The organism is Nonomuraea sp. NPDC050556, assembly GCF_044457355.1.
Classification (GTDB): domain Bacteria; phylum Actinomycetota; class Actinomycetes; order Streptosporangiales; family Streptosporangiaceae; genus Nonomuraea.
Genome location: NZ_JBITGU010000004.1, coordinates 343,721 through 358,710 on the forward strand (window position 1 = coordinate 343,721; position 14,990 = coordinate 358,710).

General features: G+C 70.6%; 19 protein-coding genes and 1 tRNA gene. 6 read left to right on the forward strand and 14 right to left on the reverse strand.

The window, feature by feature from the left end; all coding sequences use genetic code 11:
- Window positions 1–43 precede the first annotated feature (43 nt).
- Window positions 44–119, forward strand: a tRNA-His gene (locus ACIBG8_RS38695).
- A gap of 154 nt (window positions 120–273) precedes the next feature.
- Window positions 274–498, forward strand: a complete 225-nt coding sequence (locus tag ACIBG8_RS38700) for a LuxR C-terminal-related transcriptional regulator (protein WP_397348175.1) — start codon at window positions 274–276, stop codon at window positions 496–498.
- Window positions 499–591: 93 nt separating this feature from the next.
- Here ACIBG8_RS38700 and ACIBG8_RS38705 read toward each other — a convergent pair whose 3' ends face one another.
- Genes ACIBG8_RS38705 through ACIBG8_RS38720 form a run of 4 tightly spaced genes read right to left on the reverse strand, consistent with a single transcriptional unit; the run spans window position 592 to window position 3,696 of the window.
- Complete coding sequence (locus ACIBG8_RS38705) at window positions 592–1,671, reverse strand: amidohydrolase family protein (protein WP_397348176.1); 1,080 nt, start codon at window positions 1,669–1,671, stop codon at window positions 592–594.
- Complete coding sequence (locus tag ACIBG8_RS38710) at window positions 1,668–1,985, reverse strand: antibiotic biosynthesis monooxygenase family protein (protein WP_397348178.1); 318 nt, start codon at window positions 1,983–1,985, stop codon at window positions 1,668–1,670. Before ACIBG8_RS38710 ends, ACIBG8_RS38705 begins: the two co-directional genes overlap by 4 nt.
- Window positions 1,982–2,887, reverse strand: coding sequence for an ornithine cyclodeaminase family protein (locus ACIBG8_RS38715; protein ID WP_397348179.1), 906 nt, complete (start codon window positions 2,885–2,887; stop codon window positions 1,982–1,984). Before ACIBG8_RS38715 ends, ACIBG8_RS38710 begins: the two co-directional genes overlap by 4 nt.
- Window positions 2,884–3,696, reverse strand: a complete 813-nt coding sequence (locus tag ACIBG8_RS38720) for a PhzF family phenazine biosynthesis protein (protein ID WP_397348180.1) — start codon at window positions 3,694–3,696, stop codon at window positions 2,884–2,886. The genes ACIBG8_RS38715 and ACIBG8_RS38720 overlap by 4 nt, the downstream gene beginning before the upstream one ends.
- A 70-nt stretch (window positions 3,697–3,766) precedes the next feature.
- Here ACIBG8_RS38720 and ACIBG8_RS38725 point away from each other — a divergent pair, with 70 nt between their 5' ends.
- The gene (locus ACIBG8_RS38725; RefSeq protein ID WP_397348181.1) at window positions 3,767–4,612 is read left to right on the forward strand and encodes a LysR family transcriptional regulator; all 846 of its coding nucleotides are present in this window, start codon (window positions 3,767–3,769) and stop codon (window positions 4,610–4,612) included.
- On the opposite strand, the gene ACIBG8_RS38730 is transcribed toward ACIBG8_RS38725, so the two are convergent.
- Both ACIBG8_RS38730 and ACIBG8_RS38735 read right to left on the reverse strand, forming a co-directional pair.
- Window positions 4,609–5,139, reverse strand: coding sequence for a CGNR zinc finger domain-containing protein (locus ACIBG8_RS38730; RefSeq protein WP_397348182.1), 531 nt, complete (start codon window positions 5,137–5,139; stop codon window positions 4,609–4,611). The two genes, ACIBG8_RS38725 and ACIBG8_RS38730, sit on opposite strands and share 4 nt — an antisense overlap.
- Entirely contained in the window at window positions 5,136–5,711 is a 576-nt protein-coding gene (locus ACIBG8_RS38735; RefSeq protein ID WP_397348183.1) for a pyridoxamine 5'-phosphate oxidase family protein, read from the reverse strand. Before ACIBG8_RS38735 ends, ACIBG8_RS38730 begins: the two co-directional genes overlap by 4 nt.
- A gap of 87 nt (window positions 5,712–5,798) precedes the next feature.
- Here ACIBG8_RS38735 and ACIBG8_RS38740 point away from each other — a divergent pair, with 87 nt between their 5' ends.
- Window positions 5,799–7,934, forward strand: a complete 2,136-nt coding sequence (locus ACIBG8_RS38740) for a BTAD domain-containing putative transcriptional regulator (RefSeq protein ID WP_397348184.1) — start codon at window positions 5,799–5,801, stop codon at window positions 7,932–7,934.
- Here the strand turns inward: ACIBG8_RS38740 and lat are convergent.
- From lat to ACIBG8_RS38765, 5 genes are all read right to left on the reverse strand, one after another.
- Entirely contained in the window at window positions 7,873–9,135 is a 1,263-nt protein-coding gene (lat, locus tag ACIBG8_RS38745; RefSeq protein WP_397348185.1) for an L-lysine 6-transaminase, read from the reverse strand. The genes ACIBG8_RS38740 and lat overlap by 62 nt on opposite strands.
- A 74-nt stretch (window positions 9,136–9,209) precedes the next feature.
- A complete protein-coding gene (locus tag ACIBG8_RS38750; protein WP_397348186.1) occupies window positions 9,210–9,743 on the reverse strand; it encodes an HdeD family acid-resistance protein in 534 nt (177 codons plus the stop codon).
- Between the two features lie 35 nt (window positions 9,744–9,778).
- The gene (locus tag ACIBG8_RS38755; RefSeq protein ID WP_397348187.1) at window positions 9,779–10,144 is read right to left on the reverse strand and encodes a PPOX class F420-dependent oxidoreductase; all 366 of its coding nucleotides are present in this window, start codon (window positions 10,142–10,144) and stop codon (window positions 9,779–9,781) included.
- Window positions 10,141–10,782: a hemolysin III family protein gene (locus ACIBG8_RS38760; protein WP_397348188.1), complete on the reverse strand. Its 642-nt coding sequence runs from the start codon at window positions 10,780–10,782 to the stop codon at window positions 10,141–10,143. The genes ACIBG8_RS38755 and ACIBG8_RS38760 overlap by 4 nt, the downstream gene beginning before the upstream one ends.
- 81 nt (window positions 10,783–10,863) lie before the next feature.
- Complete coding sequence (locus ACIBG8_RS38765; RefSeq protein WP_397348189.1) at window positions 10,864–12,405, reverse strand: penicillin-binding transpeptidase domain-containing protein; 1,542 nt, start codon at window positions 12,403–12,405, stop codon at window positions 10,864–10,866.
- Window positions 12,406–12,510: 105 nt separating this feature from the next.
- Between ACIBG8_RS38765 and ACIBG8_RS38770 the strand changes: the two genes are divergently transcribed.
- A complete protein-coding gene (locus tag ACIBG8_RS38770; RefSeq protein WP_397348867.1) occupies window positions 12,511–13,260 on the forward strand; it encodes a spermidine synthase in 750 nt (249 codons plus the stop codon).
- Here the strand turns inward: ACIBG8_RS38770 and ACIBG8_RS38775 are convergent, their stop codons facing one another.
- A complete protein-coding gene (locus ACIBG8_RS38775; protein WP_397348190.1) occupies window positions 13,261–13,413 on the reverse strand; it encodes a hypothetical protein in 153 nt (50 codons plus the stop codon). It abuts the gene before it with no gap.
- 78 nt (window positions 13,414–13,491) lie between these two features.
- On the opposite strand from ACIBG8_RS38775, the gene ACIBG8_RS38780 reads away from it, so the two are divergent.
- Window positions 13,492–14,283, forward strand: a complete 792-nt coding sequence (locus ACIBG8_RS38780; RefSeq protein WP_397348191.1) for an NAD(P)H-binding protein — start codon at window positions 13,492–13,494, stop codon at window positions 14,281–14,283.
- Here ACIBG8_RS38780 and ACIBG8_RS38785 read toward each other — a convergent pair.
- Complete coding sequence (locus tag ACIBG8_RS38785; RefSeq protein WP_397348192.1) at window positions 14,268–14,480, reverse strand: hypothetical protein; 213 nt, start codon at window positions 14,478–14,480, stop codon at window positions 14,268–14,270. The two genes, ACIBG8_RS38780 and ACIBG8_RS38785, sit on opposite strands and share 16 nt — an antisense overlap.
- Before the next feature lie 17 nt (window positions 14,481–14,497).
- Window positions 14,498–14,977 carry a GNAT family N-acetyltransferase gene (locus ACIBG8_RS38790; RefSeq protein ID WP_397348193.1) on the reverse strand — a complete coding sequence of 160 codons (480 nt, stop codon included), beginning with the start codon at window positions 14,975–14,977 and terminating at the stop codon, window positions 14,498–14,500.
- Window positions 14,978–14,990 lie beyond the last annotated feature (13 nt).

The window sequence follows — 14,990 nt, forward strand, 5'->3', positions numbered from 1 at the left end:
AAGGCCGCTACACTTTTCTTGTGCTGCTGCGGCGGCGCACATGGTGGGCGTGGCTCAGTTGGTAGAGCGCCAGGTTGTGGTCCTGGATGTCGCGGGTTCAAGTCCCGTCGCTCACCCCATGTACAACGGCCGGTCCTACGGGACCGGCCGTTGGCGTTTTCTCCCGTACGTCCCCCAAATCATGACATTGCGAGTTATGCTCGCTGACAACCGCTTACGCCGGATGCACGGGGGCCCTCGGCGATCTGACCGTCTTCGCGCCCCGGAGGCCGGATGAGAGTCGACGACGCAGCGTTTGACAGCGCGGCCATGTCACTGAGCAAACGCGAGACAGAAGTGATGGACCTGATCGCGACCGGCCAGTCCAACGGCCAGATCGCGCAGCGTCTCTTTCTCAGCGAGAAAACGGTGAAAAACCACGTCAACCGCATCTACGCCAAACTTGGCGTCGACTCCCGCCCGACCGCGATCACCCTCTGGCTCCAACGCACCCCATGACCTCTTGAGGGGATCCCTTCCTCTGATCCCACCAAGAGCTTGATGGGCCGTTCTGTCAGGTGCTCCGGGATGGCCCGGCGTGGCAGAAGGTCCCTACGCGCGGTAGGTGTACACCTCCTGGCCGTTGACGAAGACGCGGAGGGCGCGGCTCATGACGTCCAAGGGGTCGCCCGACCACAGCACCACATCGGCATCCAGCCCCGGGACGAGCGCACCGACCCGGTCGTCCAGGCCGAGGATCGCCGCCGGTTTGGTGGTGATGGCCTGCAGGGCCGACGACCGGGCCAGCCCTTCCTTGACCGCCAGCGTCACCTGGTGGACGAGGAACTGGATCGGCACCATCGAGTGATCCGTCGTGATCGCCACCAGGACTCCCGCCGCGTCGAGGATGCCCGGACTCGCCAGCGTGCGGTTCCGCAGCTCGACCTTCGTCCTCGTGCCGAACAGCGGCCCGCTGACCACCGGGATGCCCTTAGCCGCGAGAAGGTCGGCCAGCAGGTGCGCCTCCGTGCCGTGGTTGATCACCAGGCGGTAGCCGAACTCGTCGGCCAGCCGTACGGCGGTGCCGATGTCGTCGGCGCGGTGCACGTGCTGCAACCACGGCAGCTCCCCCGACAACACGCGAGCCAGCACAGGGTCAGGATCGAGGAAGGCGTCCCTGATGGCCGCGGCCGTACCCATCCGCGTGCCGCTCCTGACCCGGCGAGGATTCTCCCCGAGCGCGCTCTTCACCCCGACCGGCGAACGGACCACCATGTCCTCGACCGTGCGCCCGAACGTCTTGACCGCCACGGCTTGCCCGCCGATCGGGTTGGCCGAGCCCGGCAGGATGGCCGCAGTGGTGACGCCTCCCGACAGGGCATCCACGAACCCCTGGTCAGCGGGGTTGATGGCATCGACGGCCCGTAGCCGGGCGCCGTTGGTCTCGCCGGGCTCGTTGAGATCCTCCCCGACGTCGCCGATCCCTTCCTCGCCGATCCCCATGTGCCCGTGCGCCTCGACGAACCCCGGCAGGACCCAGGTGCCGCGCGCATCGACGACGGTCGCGTCACTCGGTACGGCCAGCCCGGCACCAACCGCAACGATCTTCCCGTCCCGCACCAGCACCGTCCCCCCGTCAATCGGCGGGGAGGCGACGGGGACCACGTATCCCCCGGTGATCGCCGTGATCACAGCAGATCCCTCCTGACGACCAGGTGATGCTCGACGTGCAGGTCGGGGGAGAGCTGGTAGGCCTCGTCACCGGGATACAGCACAGCGGCACTGACGTCCGGCCCGGCGAACCCGCGGATCGCCTCCCACGACTCCCAGAAGGTCTCCAGCCGGAACTCCACGGTGCGCCCCTGGGGATGGGTGGAGCGGAGGATCTGAGCGCCCTGATAGCCGGGTAAGGCGGACGCTGCGGTCAGGCCGGTGGCGATGAGGTGGGCTTCGAAAGGGTCGGCGAGGTGCGAGGGGACGCGGCCGGACCAGGTTCTGGCGATCACCTGAGAGCCTCCATCGCGACGGTGGCGGCGGCCAGGTCCTGGATGCCCAGCCCGATGAGCTTGGCGACGGTGATCTGGGCTGGATGGGTGCGGCCCGGGTGGCGCCCGAGGATCAGCTCGCCGAGTTCCGCGTCGATGGGCCCGGTCAGGTCGCCGGCGAAGAGCGGGGCGAGGGAGCGGCTGTCGACGGCCACGACGTCCGCTCTGGCGAAGCAGGCGGGGTCGAGCTCGGCCTTGGTCAGGTCGTCGGCGCCGACGGCGGTGATGTGCTGACCGGGCCGCAGCCAGGACCCGTGCAGGACGGGCGCCCTGCTGCCGGTGGCGGTCACGATCACATCCGCCTGCCGTACGGCCTCCGCCGGATCGGACACCGCGGAAACGACCGGCCCACCCGAGGTGGTCAGGGTGGTGGCGAGGGTTCGGGCGGATTCTGGGTTGCGGCCCCAGATCAGGATGCGTTCCAGGGGGAGCACGGCGGCCGCGGCCTCTGTCTGGAGGCGGGCCTGGGTGCCGGCGCCCAGGACGGTGAGCGTGGTGGAGTCCGGGCAGGCCAGCAGCCGGGCGGCTATCGCACCGGCGGCTGCCGTACGGAGGTCGGTCAGGTGGTGTTCGTCGCGGAGCAGGGCCAGCAGGTCGCCGGTCGCGGCCGAGTGGACGGCGATGTAGCCGCTGGTGGCGGGTGTCCGGGCGGCGAACCAGGTGGCCACCTTGACGGTGAAGTACGGCCAGCCGCGCAGCCAGGCGGACTTCACGTGCACGTCGCCCTGCTCGCCCGCCGGGGCGAAGACGGCCAGCGGGGTCTCGCCCAGTCCTGCGCTGTAGTCGGCGAAGGCTCGTGACACCGGCTCGATGAGATCGCCGAGGGACACCGCTGCGCGCAGGGTCTCGGCCTCCACCATCATGGGGCGACGCTCAGGGTGCCTGTGCCCACCTTCGCCACGTTGCCACCCACCGTGACGCGCGTTACGGAGTCGGAGGTGCCGTAGGCGGTGATGGTGATCGTGCTGGGGCGGCCGGTGAAGCGGCCCTGGCTCAGGGACACCTTCTCCCCTGCCGCGATGTGCCCGTGGCGGAGCAGGTATGCCGCCGCACAGCCGGCGGCGCTGCCTGTCGCCACGTCTTCCAGGACGCCGTCGTTGTTCCAGTGGCGGCCCTCCACGGCGCTGATGTCCAGGAGGTAGGCGAACTGGGCGCCCAGGCCAGCGAGGAAGGAAGTGAGGTCCGGGTGGGTGATCTGGGCTCGGGCCAGGGCGTCTCCCCCGCGTACGGGGATGACGAGGTAGCGCAGGCCGGTGGAGATGACCTCCGGCTCCAGCAGGTCGGAGGCGTGCAGCCCCATCGCCTCTGCGACCTCGGAGACGATGGGGCTGGACGGGATGAAGCTCGGGCGGCCCTGGTCCAGGAGCGCCTGGGAGCCGTCCACGGTCACCTCCACCTCGCGGCCGTCTCTCAGGGTGAAGGTCACGGACGGGCGGCCCAGGACGGCTGCCGCGCCGAGCAACGGGTGTCCGGCGAAGTCGAGCTCCTCCACGAGGTCGAAGACGCGCACTGACGTCTCCGTGACGAAGATCGTTTCGAAGTGGCGGAGTTCCTGGGTGATCGTCAGCATCTGGGTGGACGACAGCGGGGGCGGGTCGACGAAGACGGCCAGGCTGTTGCCCGTGTACGGGCGGTCGGCGAACACGTCGACGTGGTGGTACTCGATGGGCATGTGCCCACTGTAGGAATCCGCCCGGCCATGGAGAATGGCAATATTGCGATGCTGTGCATAATGATTGCTTATGGACTTCCAGATCGCCGACCTGCGTTCCTTCGCGGCGACCGTCCGCGCCGGGAGCATCACCAGGGCCGCCGCCGCCCTCCAGCTCAGCCAGCCGGCCGTCAGCCAGCGCATCCAGCGCCTGGAGCAGGCGGCAGGCGAGCGCATCCTGGTCAGGGACTCGCAGGGCGCTCGGCCGACCCCTGCGGGTGAGAAGCTGCTCGCCTATGCGGAACGCCTGCTCGTCCTGCACGACGAGGCGCGCGAGTCGGTCAACGGCAGGGCCGCCTCGGCGGGGCGGCGGACGATCGGGCTGCTCGAGGACCTGGCGATCACGGCGCTGCCCACGGCGCTGGCCGACTTCGCCGCCCTGCATCCCCTGGTCGACCTGGAGGTCGTCATCGGCTCAGCGGCCACGCTGCGCAGGCTCGCCGACCGTGGGCGGCTCGACCTGGCGCTCGGCGATCCGGCGGCGATGAGCGAGGCGGCGCTGCGCTGGGAGCGGCGGGTGCCGCTGGTCTGGGTGTGCGCGCCGGGGTTCGACCATGCGAGGGAGCCGCTGCCGCTGGTGATGTTCAGCCAGCCGTGCCAGTGGCGCCAGCCGATGCTCGACGCGCTGAGCAGGCACGGGCGCGAGTGGCGCATCGCCTTCCAGAGCACCAGCGCGCACGCCGTGATCGCCGCCATCTCGGCGGGTATCGGCCTGGGCGCCCTCCTCGCCGACAACGTCCCTGCGGGAGCCGTACGGCCGGCCGAGGGTCTGCCAGAGCCGCTCAACGTGGACATCGCGATCTCCAGGCGCGCCGACACCGACGCGGACCCGGCGCTCAACAGCCTGGAGCGCCTGCTCAGGCGGGCGGTCAGCTAGGCGCCGCGCACCTTGTCGTAGTGCCTGGCGGCGCGCGCCCGGTTGCCGCAGCCCGCCGAGCACCACTCGCGCCTGGGGTGGTCCTTGACGAAGAAGAGCACGCAGCCGGGCGCGTGGCAGGCGCGGAGGTCGTCCAGGAGCGGCCCGGCGAACAGGTCGACGGCCTCCTGCGCGATCGACGACAGCGCCCCGGCGACCCCGCCCAGGGTGTTGTACGGCACGGCGGACGGGGGCGCGTCCCAGCGCAGTTCCCGCCAGCGCGGAGCCGTACGGGCATGCTTGTTCACCGCTTCCACGGCAGCTTCAGCGGGCCGCTCCCCGGCGACCACCGCCCCCGCCAGGGCCCGGATGGCGTCACGCAGCTCGCGCGCCACCGTGAGATCGGCCTCCCTGGGAGAGGGAAGGCCGGGGAGGGTGAGCTCCAGCCAGGCGGACAGCGCGCCCACGTCCGCCAGGCCGTCCCGCACCTTGCCTCTGACGGCATACGTGGTGTTGGCCAGCTCGACAGGCAGCGGCTCCCCGCTCACAGGCGAGCCTCGAGCTCGGCGATCCGCGCCTGCAACCTCCTGATCGTCCCCTCCACCGCCTCGACCGGGAACATCTGCGGGATGTGCTGGCTGCAGTTCCAGTCGAACGCCTCGACGTCGATCAGCATGGTCCGCTCCACCTTCGCAGGGTAGCCCTCGACCGCCAGCGAGCTGTCCCCCTCCACCACCCGGGCGCGCCCGAGGATCTTGAGCCTGGCCTGGTTGGCGTAGTCCATGAGGAACAGCGACACCCGGTTGTCCCCGTCGAGGTTGCCGCGGGTGATGTACTGCCGGTTGCCGCGGAAGTCGGCGAACCCGAGCGTGCGGTCGTCCAGCACCCGCAGGAACCCGCGCGGCCCCCCGCGGTGCTGGATGTACGGCCAGCCGGTCTCCCCCACGCTGGCCAGGTAGAAGCTGTCGCGCTCCTCGATGAAGTAGCGCTCGTTCTCGCCGATCCTGTCGGTCTGTCGCGGCCCGTCGAGCATGCGCTGGTAGGCCCGGTCGCTGCCGTGCGCCCGCTGCTGCTCCTGGACGGCGGGCGTGAAGGCGACCTGGGCGAATCTGCTGGTCATCGCGGCGCTCCCTCGAAATTTCTTACGGTTATACATGCTTATAAGCATGAGAACCAGCGAGACATTCCCCCGAGGCAGGATCCGCACATGTCTGCATATTTCAGGGTTCTGGGCACCGTCGAGGTGCTCGGCGCCGACGGGCAACCCGTGCCGGGCGCCGCCCCGCGCCACCGCGCCGTGCTCGCCTACCTGCTGCTCCACGCCCGCACGGTGATCAGCGCGGAACGCATCATCGGCGCCGTCTGGGGCCAGGACCCGCCGGACACGGCGCGCTCCCAGATCCAGGCCTCCATCGCCGCCATCCGCCAGGTCCTGCGCCGGGCCGGGGCGGGAGAGGTCCTGGAGACCCGATCGGCCGGGTACGTGATCCTCCCCGAGCCAGGACGGTTCGACCTGGACGAGTTCGCCGAGCTGGCCGGCGAGGCGGGTGACCGTACGGCGCAGGTGGATCGGCTGCGCAGGGCGCTCGCGCTCTGGCGCGGGCAGCCGCTGTCCGGGATCGGCGGCGGCTACGTGGAGCAGGCCCGCGCCCGCCTGGTCGAGCGGCGCCTGGCCGCCTTCGAGCGGCTCGCCGAGCTCGAACTGGGCGCGGGCAGGCACGCCGCGCTGGTCGACGAGCTGGCCGCGCTCGCCGCCGACCATCCCCTGCGCGAACGGCTGACCGGCCAGCTCATGCTCGCCCTGCACCGCTCAGGCCGCCAGGTGGACGCCCTGGCCGCGGCGCGGGCGTTCCGCGAACGGCTGGCCGACGAGCAGGGCCTGGACCCCAGCCGCACGTTCGCCGACCTGGAACGCACGATCCTGAACGACGTCCCGGCACCGGACTTCCTCCCGTACGGCGTGCCCGACTTCTCAGGACGAGCCGAGGAGCTCGACCGGCTGGTGACCAGCGACGCGACGGTCTCGGCCATCGACGGGATGGCCGGGGTCGGCAAGACCACGCTGGCCGTGCACGCGGCGCACCGGCTGGCCCCACGCTTCCCCGACGGCCGCCTGTTCGTCGACCTGCACGCGCACACCAGCGGCCAGGTCCCGCTCGCGCCCGCCGCCGCGCTGGAGATCCTGCTGCGCCAGCTCGGCGTCCCGGCCGAACGCCTGCCCGCGTCGCCGGACGAGCTCAGCGCCCTCTGGCGGGCCGAGCTCGCCGGTCGCCGGGTGCTGGCCGTACTCGACAACGCGGCCGACGCCGACCAGGTCAGGCCCCTGCTCCCGGGCTCGCCCGGGAGTCTCGTGCTGATCACCAGCAGGCGCAGGCTGGTCGACCTGGACGGCGCGCACGCGATGTCTGTGGACGTGCCGCCGGCCGCCGACGCCGTGACGCTGTTCACCAGGATCGTGGGGGCGCGCGCGGCCGAGGAGCCCGAAGCGGTGCTGGAGGTGTTGCGGCTGTGCGGGTTCCTGCCGCTGGCCGTCCGAATCGCGGCGGCCCGCCTGCTGCACCGGCCACGATGGAACGTCGCCTACCTCGCGGAACGGCTGCGCGAGAAGAGCCTGCTCTCCCGCGAGCACGGCGTGGCCGCCGCGTTCGCCATGTCGTACGAGCAGGTCGGCCCGCACCAGCAACGGATGTTCCGCCTGCTCGGCCTGCACCGCGGCCCCGACATCGAGCCGCAGGCAGCTGCCGCGCTCGCCGGGCTGCCGCCCGACAGGGCCGAGGCCCTGATGGAGGACCTGCTCGACGTGCACATGCTGCTCCAGCACGAGCCGGGCCGCTACACCTTCCACGACCTGCTGCGCGAGCACGCCCGCGCCATGGCGACCCGGGACGAGGCGCCGGAGGCGCTGGAGCGCCTGTTCGCGCACTACCTGTCCACCGCGGCGCGAGCGGGCGCGGGCGCCTGGCTGGACGCCGAGCGCGCCAACCTCGTCGCGTCGGGCGGCGACCACTGGCCCGCGCACACCCGCCACCAGGCGATCGACCTCTACCGCCACCTGAACGGCCGAGGCCACTACGCCGACGCCCTCACCCTGCACACGAAGGCCCTGCGGGTGACCGGCGAGCCGGGCTACGAGGCCCGCACGCTGCTCGCCCTGGGTGCCACCCACCAGAGCCACGGCCTGTACGGCGAGGCCGCGGCGTGCTTCCGCCGCGCCCAGGAGCTCTACCGGGAGCTCGGCGACCGGCACGGAGCGGACCGCGCCGGTCGGGCCCTGGCCGAGGTCACGGGAGAAGGCGAGCCAGCGCGGCCAGCCCGAACTCCAGATCCTCCTCCAGCACGTTGAGGGCCGGACGCAGGCGGATGGAGCGCTCGCCGCACGGGAGCACCAGCACGCCCTCCTCCTCGCGCAGCCTGGAGATCAGGCCGGCCCGCGCGTCGGCGTCCGGCAGGTCGAAGGCGCACATGAGACCCCGGCCGCGCACGTTCGACACCAGCGCCGGGTTCTCCGCCTGGATCTTGGTGAGCCGCTCCAGCAGGAACGCGCCGAGCTGCCCGGCGCGGGCGATCAGCCCGTCCCGCTCGACGATCTCCATGAGGCTGCGGGAGCGCACCATGTCGACCAGCCCGCCGCCCCAGGTGGAGTTGATGCGGCCGCTGACCTTGAACACGTTGTCCTCGACCAGGTCCACCCTGCGCCCGGCCATGATCCCGCCCACCTGGACCTTCTTCGCGAAGGCCACGATGTCCGGGGCGAGGCCCAGCTGCTGGTACGCCCAGGGCGTGCCGGTGGTGCCCCCGCCGGTCTGCACCTCGTCGAGCACGAACAACGCGTCGAACTCGTGGCACAGCGCCTGCATCGCCTGAAGGAACTCGGGGCGCATGTGGTTGTCGCCGCCCTCGCCCTGGATGGGCTCGGCGATGAAACAGGCGATGTCATGCGGATGCGCCTCGAAGGCGGCGCGAGCCTGGGCCAGCGCCCGCTCCTCCGCCCGCTCCACGTCGCCCAGGTGGATGGCGGGCACCTCGATGCGCGGCCAGTCGAACTTGGGGAAGCGGTCGGTCTTGTTGGGCTCGGTGTTCGTCAGTGAGAGCGTGTAACCGCTGCGCCCGTGGAAGGCCTTCGTCAGGTGCATGACCCGGGTGCCCAGCTCCCGCGACCTGCCCGCCGCCTCGTTGCGGCGGCTCTTCCAGTCGAAGGCGGTCTTGAGCGCGTTCTCCACGGCGAGCGCGCCGCCCTCGACGAAGAACAGGTGCGGCAGATCGGGGTCGCCGAGCACGCGGCTGAAGGTGTCGACGAAGTCGGCCAGGTGCGCGGTGTAGATGTCGGGGTTGGCGGGCTTGTTCTTCCCGATCCTGCCGAGGAGCTCCTCGTCGAGTGGGGGGTTCACGCCCAGGGGGGCGGAGGCGAAGAAAGTGTAGAAGTCCAGATAGCGACGGCCGGTGCGGGCGTCGACGAGCCAGGAACCCTGGCTGCGTTCGAGGTCCAGCACCAGCCGGTAGCCATCGACGAGAAGGTGGCGGGCAAGCCTGTCGTGAACGTCCATGTCTCCTCCACAGTGGGCCGGACACGGCATACGTTCCCTCAAGAATGCGTATTTACCCGAAAAATTTCTGCGATCTAGGTTCTTGGGGCCAGGTTCTTCACCCGGAACGACAGAGCGACCATCGCGATCCCGTAGATGATCGCGAACAGGCCGATCAGCCAGGTGAGCGTCAGGGCTCCGGTGGCCGGCCAGATCAGCAGCAGGATGCCGAAGATGATCGAGAGCGCGCCGCCCACGATCAGCATCCACTCGTTGTCGATGATCTTGCGCAGCTTGATGCCGCCCGCGATCTCGGCGACGCCGGTGAAGATCGCCCAGAAGGCGATGACGAACAGCAGCGCCAGCGTGGTGATCCCGGGCCAGACGAAGGCGATGATGCCCGCCAGGATGCCGAGGATGCCGGAGGCGATCAGCCAGCCCTTGGACTCCGCGTCGTGGCGGAACGCGCTGGCCAGCGTGAACGCGCCGTTGACGATCGCGTAGGCGCCGAAGAAGATCACCAGGGTGTAGAGAGTGATGCCTGGCCAGACCAGCGCCAGGATGCCGAAGATAATCGCGCAGATGCCGCGGATGAGCACCAGCCACCATGCGCTCGCCAATTGCTCCATATGGGGGCGTTTCCCGCGATCATCTCGGCCTATCGTCAAAGATCGGTGATCTTTACCCCTATCGTGCCGGTACGGCCGCGCCGGATCAGGCTCCCCAGCAAGGTCAGCCGCCCGACCAGCCCATATTTCCGGCGCAGCAGCCCGCGCACCCGCTCGGTCTCCGCGTCGGACAGGACCGTCGCCGCCCCCTTGACCGCCTCGCCCCGCACGTTCCCCCGGTAGTCGCACGCGGCGACGGTGACCGACGGGTTGTTGCGTATGCGCTTGACCTTGGCCGACCCGGTCACCGTCCAGAACACGACGTCCTCGCCGTCCTGCGCCACCCACACGGGCGTGGCGACCGGCGTCCCGTCCCTGCGGTAGGTGGTGACCGACACGTACTGCTCGCTCCCGAGGTTCACAGATGGGAGTAGACCACGATCGAGACCGCGATGTACTGCACCAGGTACGCGGCGATCGTGAAGGCGTGGAAGACCTCGTGGAAGCCGAACCAGCGCGGCGACGGGTCAGGGCGGCGCAGGCCGTACACGACGGCCCCCAGCGAGTAGAAGACTCCGCCTACGGCCACCAGCACGACGGCGGTCACGCCCGCGCCTTCCAGGAGCTGTGGCATGACGAAGATCGCGGTCCAGCCGAGCGCCAGGTAGAGCGCGGTGTAGAGCCAGCGCGGCGCGCCGACCCAGAAGACGCGGAACAGGACCCCGGCCAGCGTGCCGCCCCAGATGACGGCGAGCACGGCTATGCGGGCCGCCCCGTCGAGCGCCAGCAGGGCGAAGGGGGTGTAGGTCCCCGCGATGATCAGGTAGATGTTGGCGTGGTCGAAGCGGCGCAGGACCTCGGCGAGGCGCGGGCCCAGCGTGCCGCGGTGGTAGGTGGCCGAGATGCCGAACAGCAGCGCGGAGGTGATCGCGTAGACGGCGGAGGCGAGCCTGGCCTGCGGGGTGGGTCCGAGCGCCACGAGCACGAACCCGGCGACCAGCGTCACGGGCAGCGCGCCCGCGTGCAGCCAGCCGCGCAGCAACGGCTTTTCATAGAGCACGTAACCTACGATACCGTAACTTACGGTTCCGTAGCTTTGTGCACCCGGAAAGAGACGCTCCTCACAAGGAGAGGGGCTCTGCTAGAGGCCGTTGAGGAAGCGTGCCGCGATCGGCACCGCGGCCTGGCGGCCCGCGCCGCCGTACCTGACGAAGACGCAGAAGGCCAGGTCACCGCGGTAGCCGATGAACCACGCGTGCTCACCGCCGCTGACCTCGGCCGTCCCCGTCTTGCCCGCGACCCCGTCGGGCAGCCCGGCGCCCGACGCCGTGCCCTCGGTGACGACGGCGCGCATCATGGAACGCAGCGCCGTGACGACCCCGTCGTCGAGCTCGACCGGCTGGGGCGGCGGCCCGCCGTCGATGTCGTCGATCTGCTTGCGCGAGATCAGGAAGCGCGGTGAGCGCCACGTGCCGTTCTCCACCGCCGCGGCGACCATCGCCATGCACAGCGGCGTGACCTGCACGAGCCCCTGCCCGATGGCGTCCTCGCCGAGCCGGTCCAGCCCGTCGGGCTCGGGCAGCTCGCCGCAGCTGCCGGAGACCCCGGTCGGCAGCGGGTCGCGGTTGATGCCCCACGCCTTGGCCGCCTCCAGCAGGTCGGCCGGGGTGAGCCTGGTGGTCGCCTGCTCGGCGAAGGCGGTGTTGCAGGAGATCGCGAAGGCCTCCAGGAACGTCGTGGTGTCCGCCGCGGACTCGCCGCCCGCGTTGGTGAAGGTCCTGCCCTCGGGGATCGTGTAGGAGGGCGGGCAGCCCACCTCCGTCACCGGGTCGAGCCCGGCCGCCAGCAGCGCAGAGGCCGTGATGACCTTGAACGTCGACCCCGGCGGGAAAAGGCTGTGGAAGGCGCTGGCCTCCTTCAGCCGGTCGGCCACCGCCAGCACCTCCCCCGAGCTCGGCCGCAGCACCACGATCGCCGCGTCGTCCACGGCGTCCAGCGCGCGGGCCGCCGCCGCCTGCACCGATCGCGACAGCGTGGTCCGCACCTTCCGCGCGTCCGGCAGGATCACCTGCAGCCGTTCGGCCGGTTTGCCCGGCGCGGTCGCCTCCAGCGCCCACCCCTCGCTCACCCCGTCGTCGAACTCGGGCAGCAGCCGGTCGAGGTAGGCGTCGAGGTAGCCGTTGTTCGGGATGTCCACGCCCTCCCTGGTGACGAGCTTGATCGCGGGGCCGTCGATGGCCTTGACCTCCAGCTGGCCGCCGCCCTTCAGGTGCGGGTCCAGCGTCTCCGGCGCCCACAACACCCGCCAGGCCCTGTCACGTACGGCCAGCCGCAACGTGCCGGCGAACGGCAGGTCGCCGAACTCCTTCAGCTTGCGCACCCCGGAGAACGGCACCTCGGCCCGCTGGTCGCCGGTGCGCCTGAGCACGCCCGGGGTCAGCGTGAACGACTCCACATGCAGGCCGTCGTCGAGCGCCAGATGCGTGGTGACGAAGTTCCTGGGCGGCTGGTCCACCAGGCGCCGCATGGCCTCGATGTCACCGTTGCGCCAGTTGGTGAAGTAGGTGTCCGCGGTTCCGGCTGCCGTGCCGTACACCTTGGTGGAGGCGGCGACGGCGAAGGTCCCTGCTCCGATGACGGCGAAAAGCGCCACCAGGAGCACGATCAGCCTTCGTCGTCGCATACGGTTTCTCCCGTGAGGGGACGATCTGAGCCGACGCCGGGCCTGTACAAAGTGACCTTTGGGGAGGTCGAGTTGCTACGGGACCTGGACAGGCAGGACGGCTGGATGTTGTCCAAGGATGACGTACCGCAGTCTTATATCGACCTACAAGACCCCACATATCTTGACTTTGAGTATGTGCGGCTTATGGCGGACGTCGTGGACGTCATGCGGGACGGCCCGCTCGCCTGCGTGCACGTCGGCGGCGGCGCCTGCACGATCCCCCGCTACATCGCCGCCACCCGCCCTGGCTCCAGGCATCTGGTGATCGAACCCGACGGCCTGCTGGTCAACCTGGTGCGCGAGCAGCTCGACCTGAAGTCGGTGCCGAAGCTGAAGGTCCGCGTCGTCGGCGGGCGCGAGGGCACCACCGGGCTGTGGGACGAGTCGGCCGATCTCTTCGTGCTGGACGCCTTCTCCGGCGCGACGATGCCGGTGGAGCTGGCCACGGCCGAGTACATGGCCGACATCGCGCGCGTCCTGCGCTCCAGCGGCACCCTGCTGATCAACCTGGCGGACGGCAAGGGCCTGATGTTCGCCCGCCGCCTCGCCGCGACCGTGCGCGGGACGTTCCGCCACGTGGCGCTGCTCGCCGAGCCCGGGGTGATGCGGGGGCGGCGGTTCGGCAACCTGATCATCGCCGCGTCGCCGACCGAACTGCCCCTCGAGATTCTCACCAGGCGCGCCGCCGGTGGTCTCACCCAGGCCAGATGCGTGTACGGCGAGGCGCTGACGAACTTCGTCGCCGGGGCCCCGCCCATCAAGGACGGCGACCCCGTGCTGGCCCCCGTGCCGCCTCCTGCGCTGTTCGACTGATCAGGCGCCTTCCAGGGCGAGGTCGCGGATCTGGTCGGCGAACTGCAGGGCCTGCTCGCGCGTCATCCGCGGCTCGGTGCCCACGTAGAACACCACGATGTCTCCGGAAAGCGAGCGCATGGCGGCGAAGGGGGGTGGAGGTGTTGTGATCATGATGAGCCTCATCATGCCCCACGCCACTGACACTTTCCGGTGGGAATACCACCTCAACTCCAGAAGCTAGCCAAAGGCATGACTGAGATTCTGGTGACCGGTGCGACGGGCAACGTGGGCGGCCAGGTGGCCAGGCGGCTCGGGGACGCGGCGCGGCCCTTCTCCAGGCGGACGGGCGGCGATCTGAGCGAGCCAGAGACGCTGGAAGCGGCGTTGCCCGGCGTGGAGCAGGTGTTCCTCATCTGGCCGTTCCTCGGCACCGAGGGCGCGCCCGGCGTACTGGAGACGATCGCCCGCCACGCCAAGCGCGTCGTGTACGTGTCGTCGTCGGGGGTGGGCGTCCACGACGATCCGATCAACCTGATGCACGCCGGGATGGAGCGGCTGATCGAGGCGTCAGGGCTGGAGTGGACGGTGTTGCGCGCCGACACGATCGCGTCGAACGCGCTGGGGTGGGCCGGGCAGATCCGCGCCTCCGGGGTGGTGCGCGGGCCGGACATCGCGGCCACGGCCGTGGTCCACGAGGCGGACGTCGCGGCTGCCGCGGTGACCGTGCTGCGTGACGCAGGCCATGCCGGGGCGAAGCACGTGCTGACGGGGCCCGAGGTGCTGAGCCGGGCGGACCAGGTGCGGCTGATCGGGGAGGCGGCCGGGCTCTCGCTGCGGTTCGAGCCGCAGCCCGTGGAGGAGGCGCGGCGGCGGATGCTCGACGACGGCAGGCCGCCCGCGCTGGTCGAGGCGCTGCTGGCCGCGGCCTCGCGCTCGCCGTCCTCGCTGGTCACCCGGACCGTGGAGGAGCTGACCGGGTCTCCTGCCCGTACGTTCGCGTCGTGGGCGCGCGAGCACGCGGACGTCTACTCCTCAGGCTGAGCCCTGGTGACGCAGCTCGGGCAGACCGGCTGCTCCACCGCTCTGGCCACGGCCTCCGGCGACGGCTCCCTGGTCGTCCCCAGGACGGTGATCCCCGGTGGAAGGCCGGTGTCCGGGTCGACCAGGAACATCTGGACGCTGTCTGGTTCGTAGGCGAACATCCGCCCGCATCCATAGCACCGCCCGATCGTCTTCATACGGCGACGGTACGGGGTCAGGCGGTCCTGCGGTAGCGGGTCATCGGGCCGAGCAGGCCGGGGACGGACTCGAACGCGGTCATGCCGAGCCGCTCGACGACCGCGACGGAGGCGGTGTTGCCCGCGTCGACCTCGGCCAGCACCTCGGACAGGCCGAGGGGCCCGAGCGCGTGCTCCACGACCGCCCTGGCCGCCTCGGTGGCGTAACCCTTGCCCCAGGCGACCGGGGCGAGGCTGTAGTAGATCTCCAGGCCGAGCTCCTCCAGCGGCCGCAAGCCCGCCGTACCGACCGGCTCCTGCCCGCCCTGCGGGACGATCAGCCACAGCCAGGTGTCCGGGTCCTCGATCGTCTCGCCGACCTCCTCGGGCGTGAGGATCTCCCCGTCGAACAGGAACCGCCGCACGTCCTGCTCGGTCCAGTGGGCAAGCAGCCAGGCGTGGTCGATTACGGTCACCGGCCGCAGAACCAGCCGCGAAGTGGTCAGAACGTCGCTCACCCGACCAAGCATA

What these genes read in the sequence shown, in the direction of transcription:
- ACIBG8_RS38700 (WP_397348175.1), top strand. Translation starts at nt 274, where the DNA reads ATGAGAGTCGACGACGCAGCGTTTGACAGCGCGGCCATGTCACTGAGC.
- ACIBG8_RS38715 (WP_397348179.1), bottom strand. Translation starts at nt 2,887, where the DNA reads ATGATGGTGGAGGCCGAGACCCTGCGCGCAGCGGTGTCCCTCGGCGAT.
- ACIBG8_RS38720 (WP_397348180.1), bottom strand. Translation starts at nt 3,696, where the DNA reads ATGCCCATCGAGTACCACCACGTCGACGTGTTCGCCGACCGCCCGTAC.
- ACIBG8_RS38725 (WP_397348181.1), top strand. Translation starts at nt 3,767, where the DNA reads ATGGACTTCCAGATCGCCGACCTGCGTTCCTTCGCGGCGACCGTCCGC.
- ACIBG8_RS38735 (WP_397348183.1), bottom strand. Translation starts at nt 5,711, where the DNA reads ATGACCAGCAGATTCGCCCAGGTCGCCTTCACGCCCGCCGTCCAGGAG.
- ACIBG8_RS38740 (WP_397348184.1), top strand. Translation starts at nt 5,799, where the DNA reads ATGTCTGCATATTTCAGGGTTCTGGGCACCGTCGAGGTGCTCGGCGCC.
- lat (WP_397348185.1), bottom strand. Translation starts at nt 9,135, where the DNA reads ATGGACGTTCACGACAGGCTTGCCCGCCACCTTCTCGTCGATGGCTAC.
- ACIBG8_RS38750 (WP_397348186.1), bottom strand. Translation starts at nt 9,743, where the DNA reads ATGGAGCAATTGGCGAGCGCATGGTGGCTGGTGCTCATCCGCGGCATC.
- ACIBG8_RS38765 (WP_397348189.1), bottom strand. Translation starts at nt 12,405, where the DNA reads ATGCGACGACGAAGGCTGATCGTGCTCCTGGTGGCGCTTTTCGCCGTC.
- ACIBG8_RS38770 (WP_397348867.1), top strand. Translation starts at nt 12,511, where the DNA reads ATGTTGTCCAAGGATGACGTACCGCAGTCTTATATCGACCTACAAGAC.
- ACIBG8_RS38775 (WP_397348190.1), bottom strand. Translation starts at nt 13,413, where the DNA reads ATGATCACAACACCTCCACCCCCCTTCGCCGCCATGCGCTCGCTTTCC.
- ACIBG8_RS38780 (WP_397348191.1), top strand. Translation starts at nt 13,492, where the DNA reads ATGACTGAGATTCTGGTGACCGGTGCGACGGGCAACGTGGGCGGCCAG.
- ACIBG8_RS38785 (WP_397348192.1), bottom strand. Translation starts at nt 14,480, where the DNA reads ATGAAGACGATCGGGCGGTGCTATGGATGCGGGCGGATGTTCGCCTAC.